The following is a 16938-nucleotide window of genomic DNA, read 5'->3' as shown; positions in this document are numbered from 1 at the left end:
GTTCAAAAAATGATTTCTGTTATTATTTAGAGAAAGTCTAAATAAAGGTTTGTGATTAAGCGAGCACTGCTTACTTTTGCGTCTTATTAGAATTAATCTAAATAAGTATAAGCTCTACATCATGTTCCGAAGCCTGTCAGCTGTAATAGTTTTTCTGTTTGTTACCCACATAACCTTGGCGCAAAGTCTGGGTCGTATAGAGGGGCGAATAGTATCTGAAAGAAATGAACCCCTGCTGGGTATAAGTGTTGCCCTGGAAGGTACTACCCTTGGCACCACCACCGACGAAGAAGGTAAATATGTGATAAAAGCGGTAGCGCCGGGTACTTATACACTTGTAGCGGCCGGGGTAGGTTACACCACATTAAAACGAAGTGTAGTTGTAGTAAGTGGTTCCACGTTAACCGAGTATTTCCTGTTGCCATCAAGCGCAACAGCCCTTAGCGAAGTGGTGGTTACTACCAGCAGAAGCGGGGAGTTTGTGCAGCCGATCGGGTCAACAGCTACTAAAATGGAAGCTCCGCTAAAGTCGGTACCACAATCTGTGCAGATCATTTCGCGCCGCGCCATGGACCAGATGCAGGTTATCCGCCTGGATGATGCCATGCGCAATGTAAGTGGCGTAACCATGGAAACCGGATTTGGTGGCCGTACCGACATCTTCCAGATACGTGGGTTCAGAACAAGTACCGAAAGTATCTTTAAGAACGGTTTCCGTAACAGCGTGCGTACGTTCCGCGAGACGGCCAACATTCAGCAACTTGAGGTAATGAAGGGACCTGCATCTGTATTATATGGTGTAAGCGACCCGGGTGGTATGGTAAACATCACAACCAAGAAACCTACGGCCTTTACTTTCCATGATATTCAGTTAACCGCTAACAGCTTTGGCCAGTACCGTCCGGCTATAGATTTTGGCGGTGCCCTTAACGAGGAAAAAACCCTGAAATATAGAATGAATGCCGTGTTTGAGAAAGGCGATACGTACCGTGATTTTGTAAGCACCAAACGTTTCTTTGTAGCGCCAGCCTTAACCTACGATTTCTCTGACAGAACCTCCCTTACCTTAGAAGCCGAATACCTGGACCACGACCAGGCATCAGACAGGGGTATAGTTGCCTTTAATAAAATAATTGCCGACGTACCAGCTAACCGCTCAATCGGCGAACCAGATAATGTGGGCAGACATCAGAACCGCCTGGTGCAGTATAACCTGCAACACCGCTTTAACGATATTTTTAGTTTGCGTCATGCCTCTAACTTTACCTATTCATCAGAGGAGCGAAAAGTAGTGGAGTTTGCCGGTATTCCTAAAAACGACGATACCAACTCTAAAGTAACGCGCCGCCTGCAGGACCAATATAACTTTGAGCGCAACTTTGCAACTCAGAACGAACTATACGCTACGTTTAAAACTGGTGCAGCACTGGAACACAAAACAGTAGTTGGTTTAGAAGTAGCCAGCTCTATGTTTGATATCTGGTATAACCGTGGCAACTACGACACCCTGAACGTTTTTAACCCAAAGTATAACAGCAAACCAAAGCCAACCAAGCTTACTTTCGGCGACGATTACCGCGACAAAACACAACTATACGGTGTGTATATGCAGGATTTCCTTTCTATTGCACAGCGCTTTAAGTTATTGTTCGGGGCGCGTTACGATGTGTGGGACCTTGAAAAAGTAAGCAAAAAACTAAATAAAACAACCAATACCTTCTCGGAGGTAACTACAACCCAGCGCAACACCGCTTTTAACCCGCGCATCGGCTTTCTGGCAGAAGTAGTTGGCCCACTATCAGTTTATGGTAACTGGTCTAAAGGTTTTCAGCCGGAAGTTGGCCGTACCAAAGATGGCGAATCGTTTGATCCAGTAACGTCTCATTTGCTGGAAGGTGGTCTGAAATCTGGGCTGCTGAATGACAAAATAAATGTAAAAGCAGCATACTTTAACATAACGCGCAGTAATGTACCGGTTACTGACCCTACAGATGCGGCCTATAGCATACAGGTTGGCGAAGTGCGCAGCGAAGGTATTGAAGCCGACGTGACCGGCGAAGTTCTAGCCGGCCTTAACCTGATCGCAACCTATAGTTACACAGATGCCCGCGTTACAGAAGATACAGACGAGAAAATGGTGGGCACAGCTTTCAGGGGCGTTAGCAAGCACAGCGGCAGCCTTTGGGCTACATACGAACTGCAGGATGGCCTGCTAAAAGGCCTTGGCATTGGCGGTGGCTTTACCAGTTTTGGCGACAGACCCGTTGATGCCACTGACAGCTTCAGGTTGCCAGGCTACACCCGCTACGATGGCACCATTTACTACGATAACCATAAATACCACGCCGCTATAAATGTGAAGAACCTGACAAACCTGAAATATTATGATGGCTCACAGTCGGCGACAGCTATTATGCCGGGTGCACCAATAAGTGTGCAGGGTACCATTGGGGTTCGCTTTTAACCTGGATAAACTATAGTTTTGCTAAAATCTGGCGGCATAGCTTTGGCTGTGCCGCCGGTTTGTTTACATACCACATGAGAAAACTGATCCTGCAACTGCACCTTTGGATAGGCCTTACAGCTGGTGCTATACTTTCTATAGTTGGCATTACAGGTTCGGTTTATGTTTTCCAGCCAGAGCTTACGGCACTTTTATACCCGGAACTATACCAAAGCACTGCCCCGGATGTAAAGGTTATAGATGCCAGAACTATAGTTGCCAAAGCCGAAGCACAGTTTGGAGGCGAGGTTTCGACGATACTTTTCCCGCTGCGCGAACTCGAGAATTATATCGTAAAGGTTGAAGGTAAAAATGAGTTCGTATTTTATGATGGGGCTACAGGTGCGTATCTGGGCGAAATGGCCAAGCGCCGCGGCGTGCTGGAAGACGTGCTGGAAATTCACCGGCAGCTCACGATAGGGGAGGTTGGCTCTACTATAACAGGTATCAGTTCGTTGCTGCTAGCTGTTGTTTTACTTTCGTCGGGGTTTTACTTATGGTTGCCTCATAAAAAGAAACAGCTGAAAGAAGGCCTGCGCTTAAAACCTAATGCCAGCTTTAAACGCCGCAATTACGATGTGCACAAAGTGTTTGGCTTTTACTTTATCATCCCGCTTTTACTGGTAAGCATAACTGGTGTATATTTTGCTTTTTCAGAGCAGGTACAGGTAGTTGTAGATTATGTTACCAGCACCAATGAACCAACACCGGATGTTACAAAGATAAAATCCACGTACCGCACAGACTTGCCGGAGGTAACAATAGGGCAGGCCCTGGATATGATGGATACCATGTATCCCGGCTACCATAAGCGAAACCTCATCATGCCGAAGGATAGTGCCGACAGGGTTTATTTTTCTGTTGTGAATGCCGCAGAAATAGATGCCGGACCCGAATACAGGCCCCAGGTGTACGTTGATCAGTATACAGGTAAGGTCTTGTTTGCATACGAGCCACATACGGCACCGGCTGGTCACCGGCTTACCCGCAACTGGTTTGTGCCCATCCATTTCGGGGAAATCGGTGGTTGGTTTACGCGTATAGTATGGTTCGTTAGCGGGCTGATGCCAGCTATACTTTGGATAAGTGGTATTATAATATGGCGCAACCGTACAAGCAAAAAGAAGAAGAACGGACAGGCTTATAATGCCGTGAACAGATAAGGTAGCTTCTAAAGTTTGCATAAAAAGCACTGCCTTAATTGGTAGTGCTTTTTATTTGGTCGGAGTGGCGGGATTCGAACCCACGACCTCCAGCACCCCATGCTGGCGCGATACCAGGCTACGCTACACCCCGAAATTGAAACGCAAAATATAAGATGGTAACTAAAAAGGCAACACCTTTCAATTTTACCAGCGGCTTGCGTATAAACAGCTATTAAACACCAGAAAAATAACCAAAACCCGGTTTGTTTTAGCTCGTCGTCAGTGGTTATGCAGAAACCCAGCACCGCAAATTTATTTATCATCCCAGTTAAAAATGCTGATGTTGTAGTCGTTCTTAGTGTAGTGCCTACTGCCTGTAGTTTAAAGATAAAGATCCCGCCGATGCAAGCACTCTGGTAGATGATCCTTTTTAGATGTATGTTCCGAGGTAGCGACAGGCAGGTTGGCCATTCGTTTGTGGCAAATCAGGTATAGTTTTGCAACAGACACACAGCTACTTAATTTTTGGCAGGCAATAAAGGCGTTGTTATAGTTTGTTCGGTTACGCCTTCGTACTCCAGGTTCGGCTTATAAACTATAGGGCCTAAAATGAAAAAAGCCACACTATGAAGTATGGCTTTCTCTAAAATGTGCACCCGAGAGGATTCGAACCCCTAACCCTCGGAGCCGAAATCCGATATTCTATCCAGTTGAACTACGGGTGCAGGACGTGTGCAAAAATAGAAACAATGCTGATAAAAGGAAACATTCCCTATAAAAATGTACCAGATAGTTTCGGGTTATAGTTGGGTTTGCACACTATTGTCCTGTCTTGCAAAACATTACTTTTAAAAGTGCTGTTAGTATTACCTGAACTATAACCACAAATTATAAACTATGAAAAGAGTGTATACGGCAGAAGTAACTGCCACAGGCGGCCGCAGGGGCCATGTAACCTCATCAGATGGCGTGTTGGATATGCCCTTGTCGTTGCCTGAAGGGTTGGGCGGCGAAAAAGGAAAAACAAACCCCGAACAACTGTTTGCAGCCGGCTATGCGGCATGTTTCCAGAGTGCATTGCTATTGGTAGCAGGCAAACACCACGAACGGTTAGACCCTGCAGCTACAGTTAAAGCTCACGTAGATCTGCTGAAATCGGATGAAGGCGCCTATGGCCTAGGTGTGAAACTGGAAGTAGACTTGAAAGGCATGGATAAAGAAAAGGCCCGGCAATTAGTAGATGAAGCACACCAGGTTTGCCCGTACTCTATTGGAGTGCAGGGTAACGTAGAAGTGCAGCTTGAGGTAGTGTAGGAGTTAGAAAGTTAGAAAGTTAGAAAGTTAGAAAGTTTTTATACTAAGCTATTTTAAAGCGGGAGCTGCCTGATGGGGTGGCTTTCGCTTTTTTATACTTTTGAGCATCAGAAATTTTGTTATTTTTACTGGCTTTATGCTTGCACGAAATAGGGTTGCGGGCACGTTTTATACTTTAAAAGGGCAGCTGATGCAATCAAATAAAATCTTGTGGTGGATTATTTGCAGTGCAGCTTTGCTGTTGAGTGCAGGCTATACATTCTATCGGCCTGTCGCGCAACTATACCGTATTAAAGAAGGGCGCATCCATTTTAAGTCTGAAGCTCCCCTGGAACTGATCGAGGCAAGCTCTGCTAAGTTAAAAGGCCTTATTAAAACCGATGACCAGACATTCGCTTTCTCGGTAGCCAATGAGTCGTTTGAGGGGTTTAACAGTGCGCTGCAACGCGAGCATTTCAATGAAAATTACATGGAAAGCACGCGCTACCCAAACTGCACCTTTGCCGGTAAAATTATAGAGCCTGTCGATTTCAGCAAAGACGGTACCTACACAGTACGGGCGAAAGGCAAATTAGCGGTGCACGGGGTAGAGGTGGAGCGCATCATCAAATCTGCATTAACTATAAAAGGGGGCATTATTACCATTCAGTCAGAGTTTATAGTTCCGCTGCAGGAGCACAACATCACCATCCCTAAAATTGTGTATCAGAAAATTGCCGAAGAGATAAGTGTAGAAATTAACGCCACACTAACCCCTCAGCAGAAGTAACCCATGAAACGCAACCGGTGGGCTAAACTTATAGTTGCACTTGTGCTGCCTGTACTTTTACAGGTAACTGCGCTGGGGCAATCGCTGCATTTTAATACCACTGAAGTTGAGTATAATAACCAGCCGGCAAAAGTAAAACACCTGCTGCAAGACAAACAGGGGTATACCTGGCTGGGCACGTCGCTAGGTCTATTACGCTATACGGGTACCTCTTACCAGTTTTTTCCTGTTCCGGGCAAAGCTGCCAATGCACCGGCTGTGTCTGCTATTTACGAAGATGCACAACAGCAACTATGGGTTGGCTACGAAAACGGCCTGTTAGCCCGCAAAAAAAACCAGCAACTTGTTACGGTCATCCCGTCGGGCAAGCACATTAACACCCCCATTGCAGCTATACTACAGGGCACAGACCAAACCTTGTGGGTGGCCACATATGGGCAGGGAATATACTATGGCAAAGGCAACCGTTTTTACCACCTCAGCGCAAAACATGGCCTCCCCGACGACTATACCTATACCTTAACCGAAGACAAGAAGGGCCGCATCTGGGTTGGTACTGACCGTGGCATTGCCCTTATTACCCTGAAAAATAGAAAGCCAACTATAGATGTACTAAGCTCCGGAAATGGCCTGCCGGATAACATTGTAACCGCCGTAAAAAGCCTGCCTAACGGAACCGTGTGGATTGGGATGCAGAGTGCCGGTGTTTGCAGTTATGATCTTAAAACCGGTAAGATAACCATTCCGGAGGCAGCCCGAAACTGGAACTATGGCAGCATAACCAAGCTATTGCCTCACCAAAATGGCCTGTGGATAGGTACTGACAGCAAAGGGGTGTTGTGGATGCCCGCAGATGGCAATCATATACGCACACTTAATTCTGAAACGGCCAAGCTAAAAGTAACAGACCTGCTACACGACCAGGAAGGCCACCTGTGGCTCGCGACAAATTCACCCACTGTGCTGCGTGCAAATCCGGCCATCAGCACTATACCTGAACTACAGCAGCAGACAATACACAGCGTACTGGCCGCCCGCGATAAAAGCATTTGGTTTGCAACCGACGAAGGCTTATTCCGGAAACCAGAAAATGCACCTACCCAGGTTTACCTCAGCAACCGGAATAAATTTCAGGTTGTGAGTCTGTACGAAGATAAGTGGGGCTTTATTTGGATTGGTACCATGGGGCAGGGCTTGCTGCACCTTAACCCGGCAACCGGCAACTATAAACAGATAAGCGTAAGCGATGGCCTGGTAAATGAGAACGTGCTGGGCATAACCGGTAAAGACAACGAACTATGGCTGGCTACGCTGGGGGGAGTATCGAAATGCACTGTAAAAACAAACGGGAACTCAGATGCGCCGGTTTATACTTTCCAGAACTATACGCAACAAAACGGCCTTGGCATAAACTACATTTACCAGGCATTTATAGACAGTAAAAACCGGGTATGGTTTGCCACCGACGGCCGCGGGCTTACCATGCTGCAAAACGGAAAATTTACCAACTTCTCCGAAAAAGAAGGCATGCAGGGCAAAACCGTTTACTCTATTACCGAAGATAAAAAAGGCAACATCTGGTTTAGTACGCTTAATTTCGGTGTCTGTAAATTTGATGGTAAAACCTTCCGGAACTATAGTTTAAAAGATGGCTTGTACGACCTGAACATTACCTCTATCGCCGCTGACAAACTGGGGAATATATTACTAATGAACAGGTCTGGGCTGGATGTGCTGCATCCTGAAACCGGCACAGTGCTTTTCTATGGTAAAGATGCCGGCATCAGCAATCCCGACCCCAACCTGAATGTGGTAAGTTCTGCTACAGACGGACAGGTATGGTTTGGCACACAAAACGGGCTTATCTGTTACAATCCCGCTTTTTCGCCGAAGCAATTCAGGCCCAACACGCGTTTGCAGGATGTACAGGTTTTCTTCAAATCAGTGCTTAACCAACAAGACCATACGTTTAGCTACGATAATAATCATTTAACTTTTGAGTATACCGGCCTGTGGTTTCAGAACCCCGAAGATGTTACTTACCGCGTAAAACTGGAAGGCTACGACCGCAACTGGACAAACTCCCGCAACTATACCATTACCTATCCTAACCTGGCCCCGGGCAAGTACACATTTAAGGTTGCATCGTCGGCTACTGCTGATTTTTCGGGCGTTGAAACGGTAAACTATAGTTTCGAGATTCGGCCTCCTTTCTGGCGAACGTATTGGTTTTATACCTTCACTTTTATGGGAGTAATGGCAGGCTTATACCTGTTTATAAAAGGGCGTGAAAAGCGGCTGCGCGAAACAGAGCGCCAGGAAAAAGACAAGGTCATGTTCCAGTTCGAGACCCTGAAAAGCCAGGTAAATCCGCATTTCCTGTTCAACAGTTTTAATACGCTGATATCAACTATAGAAGAAGACCCGGATGCAGCAGTAGTATATGTAGAGCGGCTCTCAGACTTTTTCAGGGTAATGCTGACACTACGCGAAAAGAACCTGATTTCCTTACAGGAAGAACTAGACTTAATTAGGGATTATGCCTTTCTGCAACAGCAACGGTACCGCGACAACCTGCAGGTAATTATAAATGTGCCGGATAGTGCCTTAACAAAATATGTAGCGCCACTCACCTTGCAACTGCTACTCGAGAATGCCATCAAACACAACATTATCTCGAAGGCCAGGCCGTTGTTTGTATCTGTTTTTGTACAGGGTGAATATGTGGTGGTGCAGAACAATTGCCAGCCAAAGCAAACCCCCGAACTATCAACTAAAATTGGGTTGCAGAACATACGGAGCCGTTACCATTTGCTGGGTGCCCGCCCTATTAAAGTTGACCAGACACAGGAGTATTTTACCGTAAGTATACCGTTATTAGATCAGGCAGAAAATGAACGTATTAATAATTGAGGACGAAGCCGCTGCAGCCAGCCGCATCAGCAAAATGCTGTTACAACTAGACTCCACCATCCGGATACTTGGTGTAACGGACAGCATTGAAAGCACCGTCGACTGGCTTAATAACCATGCACAACCCGACCTCATTCTTTCGGATATTCAGTTAGCCGACGGCTCCAGTTTCGAGATATTCAGGCAAACGAACGTAGAAGTACCAGTCATTTTTACCACCGCCTACGATCAGTTTGCCCTAGATGCCTTTAAGCTTAACAGCATTGACTACCTGCTAAAACCCATAAAACTGCAGGAACTGGCCCAAAGCCTCGAAAAGTTTAAAAAAACACGAAGTAAAACTTCCGGACCTGCTGTAGACTATAGTTTACTGTTACAGGCGCTGCAGCCAAACGCTAAACCAGCTTACCAGAAACGGCTAGTCATCAAATTCGGGCAGCACCTTAAAACCGTAGAAATTGCCGATGTCGCTTATTTTTATACACAGGAAAGAATGACACATGTCTGCACTTTTGAAGGAAAGCGCTGGCCCATCGATCAGAACCTGGATGAAGTAGAAGACATTTTAGACCCGTCGCAATTCTTCCGCATCAACAGGCAGTTCATCATCAACATTAAAGCTATCGATGCGATGTATAGTTACTCTAAAGCCAGAGTCCGAATCGATCTCCATCCCGCCTCCGATCACGAAACCATCGTCAGTACCGAACGTGCCGCGGCTTTTAAACAATGGTTAGTAGGGAAGTAGGTTGTTGTAATTTTTTATAATTTCTGATTTGCCAGCGTGTATAGTTTTAGTTAGTCGAGGATCCTGGTTTTGTTCCTGGGCGCCTCTCTACTATAGTTACACCGTTATTATTTCGACGAAGGGAGAAATCTGTTTTAGCTTATAGTTGAAGCTATCTGTAGCTAAGCTATCCTTTCAAACAATCTGTATTCCTGGGAGCTCTACTCACTAATAGTTTCATCTTTGGCTTTGGTGCCCTCACGGCCGGGAGGCCCCGTCTTTGGGCATCGCGCTGTGCGAATCTCTTTTGCTCGTTACCTCGCAATGCCTGCGGCACCAGATATTCACAAGGCGCTCAACCCAAAGACTGCGATCTTTCTGCTATTAACCGCTTAACTATAGCTTAAACTGGTAAGCTCTGCAATTGATCGTGGTAGTATTTTCGTAGGGACAGGTCGCGACCTGTCCGTGGATGGACTGTAACTATAGAACTATAGTTTAAAAATTGGTAAGGCAGAAATTCCCCTCTTGAGAGGGGCAGGGGTGTGTTATAGCAACACTATGCAGAGTTCAGATAGAATTATACAAACCATACACTACTACCGAATCCCGCAACGCTATAGTTAAACATCACTTTAATACCCAGTCAGTACATCCCCTAAAGCATTCACCTAACCCATTCAGGTCACAAGCATTCCGGTTCGGTAAGTAAATATCCCGGTTCAGTAATATTAGCTGGCAAACTTTTAATTTATACCGTTATTTAGATGCAGAAACAGAGCATTAACCCTGACAATAGCTAACACCACATAACTGAAATGAGACCCCGTGTACTACCCCTGATGCTATTGTACTTACTGTTGGCTATAACTATAGTTGGCTGTAAGCACGAGGTGCCGGAACCCCTGGGAACAGAGGAGCCTACCGACCCTACAGATCCGGGGGCGGGCAACTGCGACCCTGATGTAGTGTATTTTCAGCGGGATGTACTGCCAATACTTGTGTCGAACTGTGCGGTTAGCGGTTGCCACGATGCCACTACAAAACAGGATGGTGTGCAGCTGACGGATTATGAAAGTGTAATGCGTACCGGCGACATTAAGCCTGGCGACCCGGAAGATAGCGAAGTATATGAAATGATAACGGAAGACGATGAAGACGAACGCATGCCCAAAGCCCCACGTCCGAGGTTAAGCACAGCGCAGATCGGGTTGATAAAAAAATGGATACAACAAGGCGCAAAAGACCTGACCTGCACCGATAACACAGCCTGCAACACAACTAACGTGTCATTCTCCGGAACTATAAAACCAATTTTTGCCAAATACTGCACCGGTTGCCATAGTGGCACAGCCCCAACTGGCGGCATCAACCTGACACTGTATACCGATGCAGCCGGAGTAGCTAAAAGCGGTAGGTTAGTGGGCGCTGTTACGCATGCAAGTGGGTTTGTACCAATGCCGCAGGGCGGTGCCAAACTACCCCAATGCGATATTGATAAAATTAAGGTCTGGGTTAATGCCGGGGCTCCAAATAATTAACGACAAGTACAAACAGTGTATGAACCGTTTCAGCATAGTTAAACTGGTACCAAAGGCAGTTGTGCTGCCGATGCTTATAGCTTTGTCCTTCACCCTGCAAAGCTGTTATTACGACGTGGAAGAAGAACTTTACCAGAATACACCTTGTGTAACCGAAAATGTAACCTTCAGCCAGACCATTCAGCCAGTTTTTAAGCGGAACTGTGTGGTTTGCCATACAGGTGCAGCTGGCAACGGAGGCATCGATCTGGCTTCGTATGCGGGAGCTTCGGTGGTAGCAAAAAATGGCCGGTTGGTGGGTGCGGTGTTGCATGCTAGTGGGTTTACGCCTATGCCGCAGGGCGCTTCGCAGTTGCCGGCATGCACTATAAACCAGATAAAAGCCTGGGTAGAAGCCGGCGCACCCAACAATTAATAAAATATGAAAAAGATACTCCTTATAGTGCTCTCAGTTGCTGTGATCGGTATTGTGGCCGCTGTGCTGCTTTACAACAAACCGCACCGCGACACAGCCTCCGCCGAATCTGATTTTGCAGTAGCAGCGCCTGTTTTGCTACAGGAATTTACCACCGACGAAGCTGCCGCCAACCAGAAATACCTCGACAAAGTTGTAGCTGTACGTGGCAAAGTAAAAACGATGGTTCCCGACGAAGAAGGCAACATTAACCTGACGCTGGATGCAAACAATGCTATGTCTGGGGTAATCTGTACGATACCGAAAACCGATGCAGAAAGCGCGGCAAATGTGAAAGCAGGCGATGAAGTAACGGTGAAAGGCGTGTGCACAGGCGTACTGATGGATGTGGTACTGATCCGCTGTGTTGTAACCAAAAAAGGATAATCTCAAACTATAAACTAACTATAAGCTCCATGAAAAAAGTCATTTTTAACACCCTGTTGCTGATTTTACTGGTCACCGCTGCTCAGGCCCAGGATAAGTTTTTTACTAAAACCGGTAAGATCTCCTTCTTCTCATCTACCCCGATGGAGGACATTGAAGCGCACAACAAAACCACAACCAGCGTGATCGATACGAAGACAGGGAAAATGGAATTTGCGGTGCTGATGAAAGCTTTTCAGTTTGAGAAGGCCCTGATGGAAGAACACTTTAACGAGAACTATGTAGAGTCTGGTAAATTTCCGAAAGCCAGTTTTTCTGGGGCTATTGCTAACATTGGAGATGTGAATTTTAAAAAGGACGGTACTTATAAAGTAACTGTTAAAGGCAACCTGACCTTGCATGGCGTAACCAAACCCGTAGAAGCGCCCGGAACTATAGTTGTGAAAAACGGCGTGGTAAATGCTGCCTCTACCTTTAACCTGGCTCCCGAAGACTATAAAATTACCATACCCAACCTGGTGCGCGAGAAAATTGCCAAACAGATAAAAGTAACGGTAGACATAAACTACGAGCCCCTGAAAAGCTAACAAACCTCCTAATTGGTTAACGGGCAGCCTTACCACCCTGATCGCTGCCCAAACTTGTACTTGAGACCATGAAGAAACTTAAACTTGCCTTGCTGCTGCTTTGTTTGCTGGCCTATAGTTCCGCCTTTGCCCAGGACGACCTGTTATCGTTGTTGGGGGAGGAGGAAGAGACCACCGAATACGCGAAAGCCAGTTTTAAAACCACCCGTGTTATAAACGGGCACTCGCTGGAGAATGTGGCCGGTGGCGTGTTGGACATGAAAATATCGCACCGCTTCGGGATGTTGAATACCGGCGCTTACAACCTTTTCGGGCTGGACCAGGCAAGTATCAGAATTGGGTTGGACTATGGCATAACCGACAGGCTAATGATTGGGGTAGGGCGTAGTTCGCACAACAAAGTGTACGACGGTTTTGCAAAGTATAAATTGCTGCGCCAAAGCTCCGGGAAAAAAACAATGCCCATTTCGCTGGCTATACTTTCGGGGGTGTATTTAAAGACGATTGAATGGCAGCAGCCCGAGCGCGAGAACTATTTCAGCTCCAGGTTAGAATATACCCACCAGCTTATAGTTGGCCGTAAATTTAGCGAAAGTACCACGCTGCAGTTTATGCCAACTTTAGTTCACCGTAACCTGGTACCTGCTTCCGAAGACACGCACGATGTGATTCTGGTTGGTGCAGCTGCCCGCCAGAAGATAACAAAACGGATAGCTATAAATGCAGAATATTATTATGCCTTGCCAGACCAGTTGCCCACCGACCGGAAAAACTCATTGGCCATAGGCTTTGATATTGAGACGGGCGGTCACGTATTTCAGCTGCATTTTACCAACTCCACATCTATGATAGAGCCCGGCTTTATGACTGAAACGATAGGTGACTGGGGCAAAGGCGATGTACACTTCGGCTTCAATGTTTCGCGTGTCTTCACCATCAAAAAACCTAAAAAGTTAGAAAGCTGAGTTTAGTTGGTAAGTTAGAAAAGTGTAAGCTAGAAAGTTTGCGAAGTCAGAAATGTGGATAAGCAATTTGTCGCGTCTTGGATAGTTTAAAGATAAAGAGAATACACAGTGTTGTTGTTTTGTTGATCAGAGAAGGCTGTCAGTAGATGGCCTTCTTTGTTTTTGTTTATACTATACCTAAATTATAAATTCCTGCCCTTATTCGCTATCCGCAAGTAAGGGGCTTTTAAGTTAAACCTTCGTACTTCATAAACTCTTTAACTCCTAAACTATAAAAACAGAAAAGGCTGCCAAAACTGGCAGCCTTTTCTGTTTTTATAGTTTAGGAAACTACGCTCCAACTTCAGCTAAAACCTGCTTTACTTTTTCAGCAGCTTCTTTCAGGGCTACGGCAGAGTAAACTTTCAGGCCAGACTCGTCGATGATGCGGGCACCTTCTTCAGCGTTTGTACCCTGCAGACGAACAATGATCGGAACGTTGATGTCACCGATGTTTTTGTAAGCCTCAACCACACCATTTGCAACACGGTCGCAACGAACTATACCACCAAAAATGTTGATCAGGATGGCTTTTACGTTCGGGTCTTTCAGGATAATGCGGAAACCAGCTTCTACTGTCTGTGCGTTTGCCCCACCACCTACGTCAAGGAAGTTAGCAGGCTCACCGCCAGAAAGCTTAATGATATCCATCGTTGCCATGGCAAGACCAGCACCGTTTACCATACAGCCTACGTTTCCGTCCAGCTTTACATAGTTCAGGTGCGATGCGCTAGCTTCCACTTCCAACGGATCTTCTTCGGTAATATCGCGCAGGGCAGCCAGGTCTTTGTGACGGAACAAGGCGTTATCGTCTAAGTCAACTTTCGCATCTACGGCAAGTATCTTGTTGTCTGATGTTTTCAGAACAGGGTTGATCTCGAACATAGCAGCATCAGACTCAAGATATGCTTTGTACAGGCTGGTGATGAATTTAACCATCTCTTTGAAAGCTTCGCCTTCTAAACCAAATGCGAAAGCAATTTTATTAGCCTGGAACGGACGCAGCCCAACAGCCGGGTCGATCCACTCTTTAATGATCTTCTCAGGAGTTTTTTCTGCTACTTCTTCAATGTCCATACCACCTTCAGTAGATGCCATGATCACGTTCTGACCTTTTGCGCGGTCAAGCAGGATGCTCAGGTAAAACTCTTTTGGCTGCGACTCACCCGGATAATAAACGTCCTGTGCTACCAATACTTTCTGTACCAGTTTACCTTCAGGGCCGGTCTGGTGCGTTACCAGCGTCATGCCAAGTATTTCGCCTGCAAGCTTTTTAACCTGGTCAAGGTCTTTTGCCAGCTTTACGCCACCACCTTTACCACGGCCACCCGCATGTATCTGTGCTTTAATTACGTGCCAACCTGTACCTGTTTCTTCGGTAAGTTTCATGGCAGCTTTCACAGCCTGGTCCGGCGTTTCAGCCACAATACCTTCCTGTACGCGCACGCCGTAGCGCTTTAAAATGTCTTTACCCTGATATTCGTGTATGTTCATGCTTTCAGTTTTAATGGACGCACGAAAGTACGCCTTTTGAAGATGATATTCAAGTAATGGATTTTTAAAATATTGAAGCCTGTTGCCAGCGCGTATTTTATCTAAAGTATAACTGTTATCGGGGCAACAAGTATAAAGCATACAGTGAACAGTTTATACTTGAAAAACCTAGATACTATACCTGATGGGTGTACCTCATTCTGATGCCTCTGGTTTCCCGAAACGTGTAGCCACTGCAACTTTAATTGTACTGCTAATTACTACTGCATTTTATATGCTGGGGCAGTACGGGTATTTTTTTCTGCTGGTTTTTGCCGGTATACTGCTTTCCGTATTGTTTAGTGGCATTGCCGAGTGGTTCGAACGTAAATTACATGTAAACCATGGGCTGGCTTTGCTGCTGGCGGTCATACTTTTTTTCGGGACTTTGATAGGCGTTTTTATACTTATTGCACCTACTGTTAGCAAGCAGGTGCAGGAAATGCAGCAAACTATACCCGGTTCTGTAGACAAAGTACAAACATGGCTGCAAAGTTTTGGGCTGGGTAAGAAACTCATCAACAAAGTGCCTGACGATATGAGCGAGCTATTGCCTGCACCAAAGAGTATTTTCTCTAAAGTGTCTTCTGTTTTCTCTACTACTTTAAGTGTGCTCGCCGATATAGTTATAGTAATTGTAACAGCGCTGTTCCTGGCTTCAAATCCGAAGCTCTATACTATAGGTTTTACAAAGCTTTTCCCGGTGAGGCAGCGCACCCGCGTGCTGGAAGTGCTGGGCAAATGCTACACCACACTTAAACTATGGTTGCTGGCCATGCTGCTTGCTATGACGGTAATTGGTGTAAGCACAGCCATTGGCTATAGTTTGGTAGGTTTGCCACTGGCGCTTGCGTTGGCTTTTATCTCTTTTTTGTTTGCCTTTGTACCGACCATCGGTCCATGGCTGGCTACAGTGCCGGCTGGTTTGGTTGGTTTAACAGTAAGCCCGCAACTGGCGTTATATGCGCTGCTGGTTTATGGGGCTATTCAGATGGTGGAAACTTATGTAATTACGCCGCTCATATTCCAGAAAACCGTCCATTTACCGCCTGCGTTGCTGCTCTTTTCGCAGGTGTTGCTGGGTATGCTGATGGGGGCTATAGGTTTGCTGCTGGCTGCTCCGTTGCTTGCCGTAACTATAGTTGTTATAAATGAGCTCTATGTAAAAGACGTGCTCGAAAAGGAACCACAAGAGCCTGAAAATACAGTTACACAGGCATAAGTATAAAGTATGGCTCACGACCAGGATATGTTAAACCACTGGCTATACTGCGCATTATAGCGACATAGGCAATCTCTAATCCAACAAAATTTTGTAGCTTTGGAGCAGGCAATATTTCTTTTCATTCCTATACTTTTATTTACGTGCTGCAGGTATCTAACATTCATAAAAAATACGGTAAACTCGAGGTTCTGAAAGGTATAGATCTGACCATTGGTACCGGCGAAGTGGTATCTATAGTTGGGGCATCCGGGGCTGGTAAAAGTACGCTGCTGCACATCTTAGGTACCTTGGATAATGCTGACTCCGGGGAAGTGTTGTTTGAAGGGAAGAACATTGCGAAGTACAACGCCACCGACCTGGCCAAATTCCGTAACAGGCATATTGGTTTTATTTTCCAGTTCCATAACCTGCTACCCGAATTTACTGCCGTTGAGAATGTTTGCTTACCGGGCTTTTTAGCTGGCCGCCCTGAAAAAGAAGTGATTGAACGCGCGAAAGAGTTGCTGATGATGCTGAACCTGTCGCACAGACTCGATCATAAGCCATCTGAAATGTCGGGTGGGGAACAGCAACGTACCGCAGTAGCGCGTGCCCTTATCAATTCGCCGGAAGTGATTTTTGCGGATGAACCAAGCGGTAACCTCGACTCTAAAAATGCCCAGGAGCTTCACGACATCTTCTTTAAGCTACGCGACGAGTTTAACCAGACCTTTGTTATAGTAACCCACAACGAGCAACTGGCCAGCATGGCCGACCGCACCCTGGTTATGAAAGACGGTCTCATCGTGCAGGAAGTATTCTCTGAAAGGTAGTTGATTGCTGTTTGTTAATTGTTA

14 protein-coding genes and 2 tRNA genes are annotated in these 16938 nt (G+C 46.1%); 13 read left to right on the top strand and 3 right to left on the bottom strand.

What is annotated here, in order from left to right; genetic code table 11:
- Nucleotides 1-121: 121 nt before the first annotated feature.
- Entirely contained in the window at nucleotides 122-2464 is a 2343-nt protein-coding gene (locus tag GWO68_RS12025) for a TonB-dependent siderophore receptor (protein WP_162346695.1), read from the top strand.
- Nucleotides 2465-2538: 74 nt separating this feature from the next.
- Nucleotides 2539-3666: a PepSY-associated TM helix domain-containing protein gene (locus GWO68_RS12020; protein ID WP_162346694.1), complete on the top strand. Its 1128-nt coding sequence runs from the start codon at nucleotides 2539-2541 to the stop codon at nucleotides 3664-3666.
- A gap of 56 nt (nucleotides 3667-3722) precedes the next feature.
- Here GWO68_RS12020 and GWO68_RS12015 read toward each other — a convergent pair.
- Nucleotides 3723-3799 (bottom strand) — tRNA-Pro (locus tag GWO68_RS12015).
- A 500-nt stretch (nucleotides 3800-4299) separates the two neighbouring features.
- Nucleotides 4300-4373: transfer RNA gene (locus GWO68_RS12010), tRNA-Arg, on the bottom strand.
- Nucleotides 4374-4545: 172 nt separating this feature from the next.
- Between GWO68_RS12010 and GWO68_RS12005 the strand changes: the two genes are divergently transcribed.
- The 9 genes from GWO68_RS12005 (at nucleotide 4546) to GWO68_RS11965 (ending at nucleotide 13305) form a co-directional block, all read left to right on the top strand.
- On the top strand, nucleotides 4546-4962 hold the full coding sequence (locus GWO68_RS12005; protein WP_162346693.1) for an organic hydroperoxide resistance protein: 417 nt from the start codon (nucleotides 4546-4548) through the stop codon (nucleotides 4960-4962).
- A gap of 136 nt (nucleotides 4963-5098) precedes the next feature.
- Complete coding sequence (locus GWO68_RS12000; protein ID WP_235942040.1) at nucleotides 5099-5731, top strand: YceI family protein; 633 nt, start codon at nucleotides 5099-5101, stop codon at nucleotides 5729-5731.
- 3 nt (nucleotides 5732-5734) lie between these two features.
- Complete coding sequence (locus tag GWO68_RS11995) at nucleotides 5735-8644, top strand: sensor histidine kinase (protein ID WP_162346691.1); 2910 nt, start codon at nucleotides 5735-5737, stop codon at nucleotides 8642-8644.
- Nucleotides 8625-9392: a LytR/AlgR family response regulator transcription factor gene (locus tag GWO68_RS11990; protein ID WP_162346690.1), complete on the top strand. Its 768-nt coding sequence runs from the start codon at nucleotides 8625-8627 to the stop codon at nucleotides 9390-9392. The genes GWO68_RS11995 and GWO68_RS11990 overlap by 20 nt, the downstream gene beginning before the upstream one ends.
- Before the next feature lie 797 nt (nucleotides 9393-10189).
- On the top strand, nucleotides 10190-10912 hold the full coding sequence (locus tag GWO68_RS11985) for a c-type cytochrome domain-containing protein (protein ID WP_162346689.1): 723 nt from the start codon (nucleotides 10190-10192) through the stop codon (nucleotides 10910-10912).
- Nucleotides 10913-10931: 19 nt separating this feature from the next.
- Nucleotides 10932-11327, top strand: a complete 396-nt coding sequence (locus GWO68_RS11980) for a c-type cytochrome (RefSeq protein WP_162346688.1) — start codon at nucleotides 10932-10934, stop codon at nucleotides 11325-11327.
- 6 nt (nucleotides 11328-11333) lie between these two features.
- Nucleotides 11334-11753, top strand: coding sequence for an OB-fold protein (locus GWO68_RS11975; RefSeq protein WP_162346687.1), 420 nt, complete (start codon nucleotides 11334-11336; stop codon nucleotides 11751-11753).
- 29 nt (nucleotides 11754-11782) lie between these two features.
- Entirely contained in the window at nucleotides 11783-12340 is a 558-nt protein-coding gene (locus tag GWO68_RS11970) for a YceI family protein (RefSeq protein ID WP_162346686.1), read from the top strand.
- 68 nt (nucleotides 12341-12408) lie between these two features.
- Nucleotides 12409-13305 carry a DUF5777 family beta-barrel protein gene (locus tag GWO68_RS11965; RefSeq protein WP_162346685.1) on the top strand — a complete coding sequence of 299 codons (897 nt, stop codon included), beginning with the start codon at nucleotides 12409-12411 and terminating at the stop codon, nucleotides 13303-13305.
- Between the two features lie 330 nt (nucleotides 13306-13635).
- On the opposite strand, the gene sucC is transcribed toward GWO68_RS11965, so the two are convergent.
- Nucleotides 13636-14838 carry an ADP-forming succinate--CoA ligase subunit beta gene (gene sucC / locus GWO68_RS11960; RefSeq protein ID WP_162346684.1) on the bottom strand — a complete coding sequence of 401 codons (1203 nt, stop codon included), beginning with the start codon at nucleotides 14836-14838 and terminating at the stop codon, nucleotides 13636-13638.
- Nucleotides 14839-15022: 184 nt separating this feature from the next.
- Between sucC and GWO68_RS11955 the strand changes: the two genes are divergently transcribed.
- Nucleotides 15023-16099 (top strand): AI-2E family transporter, encoded by a 1077-nt coding sequence (locus GWO68_RS11955; RefSeq protein ID WP_162346683.1) that lies wholly within the window; start codon nucleotides 15023-15025, stop codon nucleotides 16097-16099.
- Between the two features lie 143 nt (nucleotides 16100-16242).
- Complete coding sequence (locus GWO68_RS11950; RefSeq protein WP_162346682.1) at nucleotides 16243-16914, top strand: ABC transporter ATP-binding protein; 672 nt, start codon at nucleotides 16243-16245, stop codon at nucleotides 16912-16914.
- The last annotated feature ends 24 nt before the right edge of the window (nucleotides 16915-16938 follow it).

This window comes from Pontibacter fetidus (assembly GCF_010119545.1).
Lineage (GTDB): Bacteria > Bacteroidota > Bacteroidia > Cytophagales > Hymenobacteraceae > Pontibacter > Pontibacter fetidus.
Note: the sequence above shows the minus strand (reverse complement) of the source record. Positions and strands in the feature narration are given on the sequence as shown.

What these genes read in the sequence shown, in the direction of transcription:
- GWO68_RS11980 (WP_162346688.1), top strand. Translation starts at nt 10,932, where the DNA reads ATGAACCGTTTCAGCATAGTTAAACTGGTACCAAAGGCAGTTGTGCTG.
- GWO68_RS12000 (WP_235942040.1), top strand. Translation starts at nt 5,099, where the DNA reads ATGCTTGCACGAAATAGGGTTGCGGGCACGTTTTATACTTTAAAAGGG.
- GWO68_RS11970 (WP_162346686.1), top strand. Translation starts at nt 11,783, where the DNA reads ATGAAAAAAGTCATTTTTAACACCCTGTTGCTGATTTTACTGGTCACC.
- sucC (WP_162346684.1), bottom strand. Translation starts at nt 14,838, where the DNA reads ATGAACATACACGAATATCAGGGTAAAGACATTTTAAAGCGCTACGGC.
- GWO68_RS11965 (WP_162346685.1), top strand. Translation starts at nt 12,409, where the DNA reads ATGAAGAAACTTAAACTTGCCTTGCTGCTGCTTTGTTTGCTGGCCTAT.
- GWO68_RS12020 (WP_162346694.1), top strand. Translation starts at nt 2,539, where the DNA reads ATGAGAAAACTGATCCTGCAACTGCACCTTTGGATAGGCCTTACAGCT.
- GWO68_RS11985 (WP_162346689.1), top strand. Translation starts at nt 10,190, where the DNA reads ATGAGACCCCGTGTACTACCCCTGATGCTATTGTACTTACTGTTGGCT.
- GWO68_RS12005 (WP_162346693.1), top strand. Translation starts at nt 4,546, where the DNA reads ATGAAAAGAGTGTATACGGCAGAAGTAACTGCCACAGGCGGCCGCAGG.
- GWO68_RS11975 (WP_162346687.1), top strand. Translation starts at nt 11,334, where the DNA reads ATGAAAAAGATACTCCTTATAGTGCTCTCAGTTGCTGTGATCGGTATT.
- GWO68_RS11995 (WP_162346691.1), top strand. Translation starts at nt 5,735, where the DNA reads ATGAAACGCAACCGGTGGGCTAAACTTATAGTTGCACTTGTGCTGCCT.
- GWO68_RS11955 (WP_162346683.1), top strand. Translation starts at nt 15,023, where the DNA reads ATGGGTGTACCTCATTCTGATGCCTCTGGTTTCCCGAAACGTGTAGCC.
- GWO68_RS11990 (WP_162346690.1), top strand. Translation starts at nt 8,625, where the DNA reads ATGAACGTATTAATAATTGAGGACGAAGCCGCTGCAGCCAGCCGCATC.
- GWO68_RS12025 (WP_162346695.1), top strand. Translation starts at nt 122, where the DNA reads ATGTTCCGAAGCCTGTCAGCTGTAATAGTTTTTCTGTTTGTTACCCAC.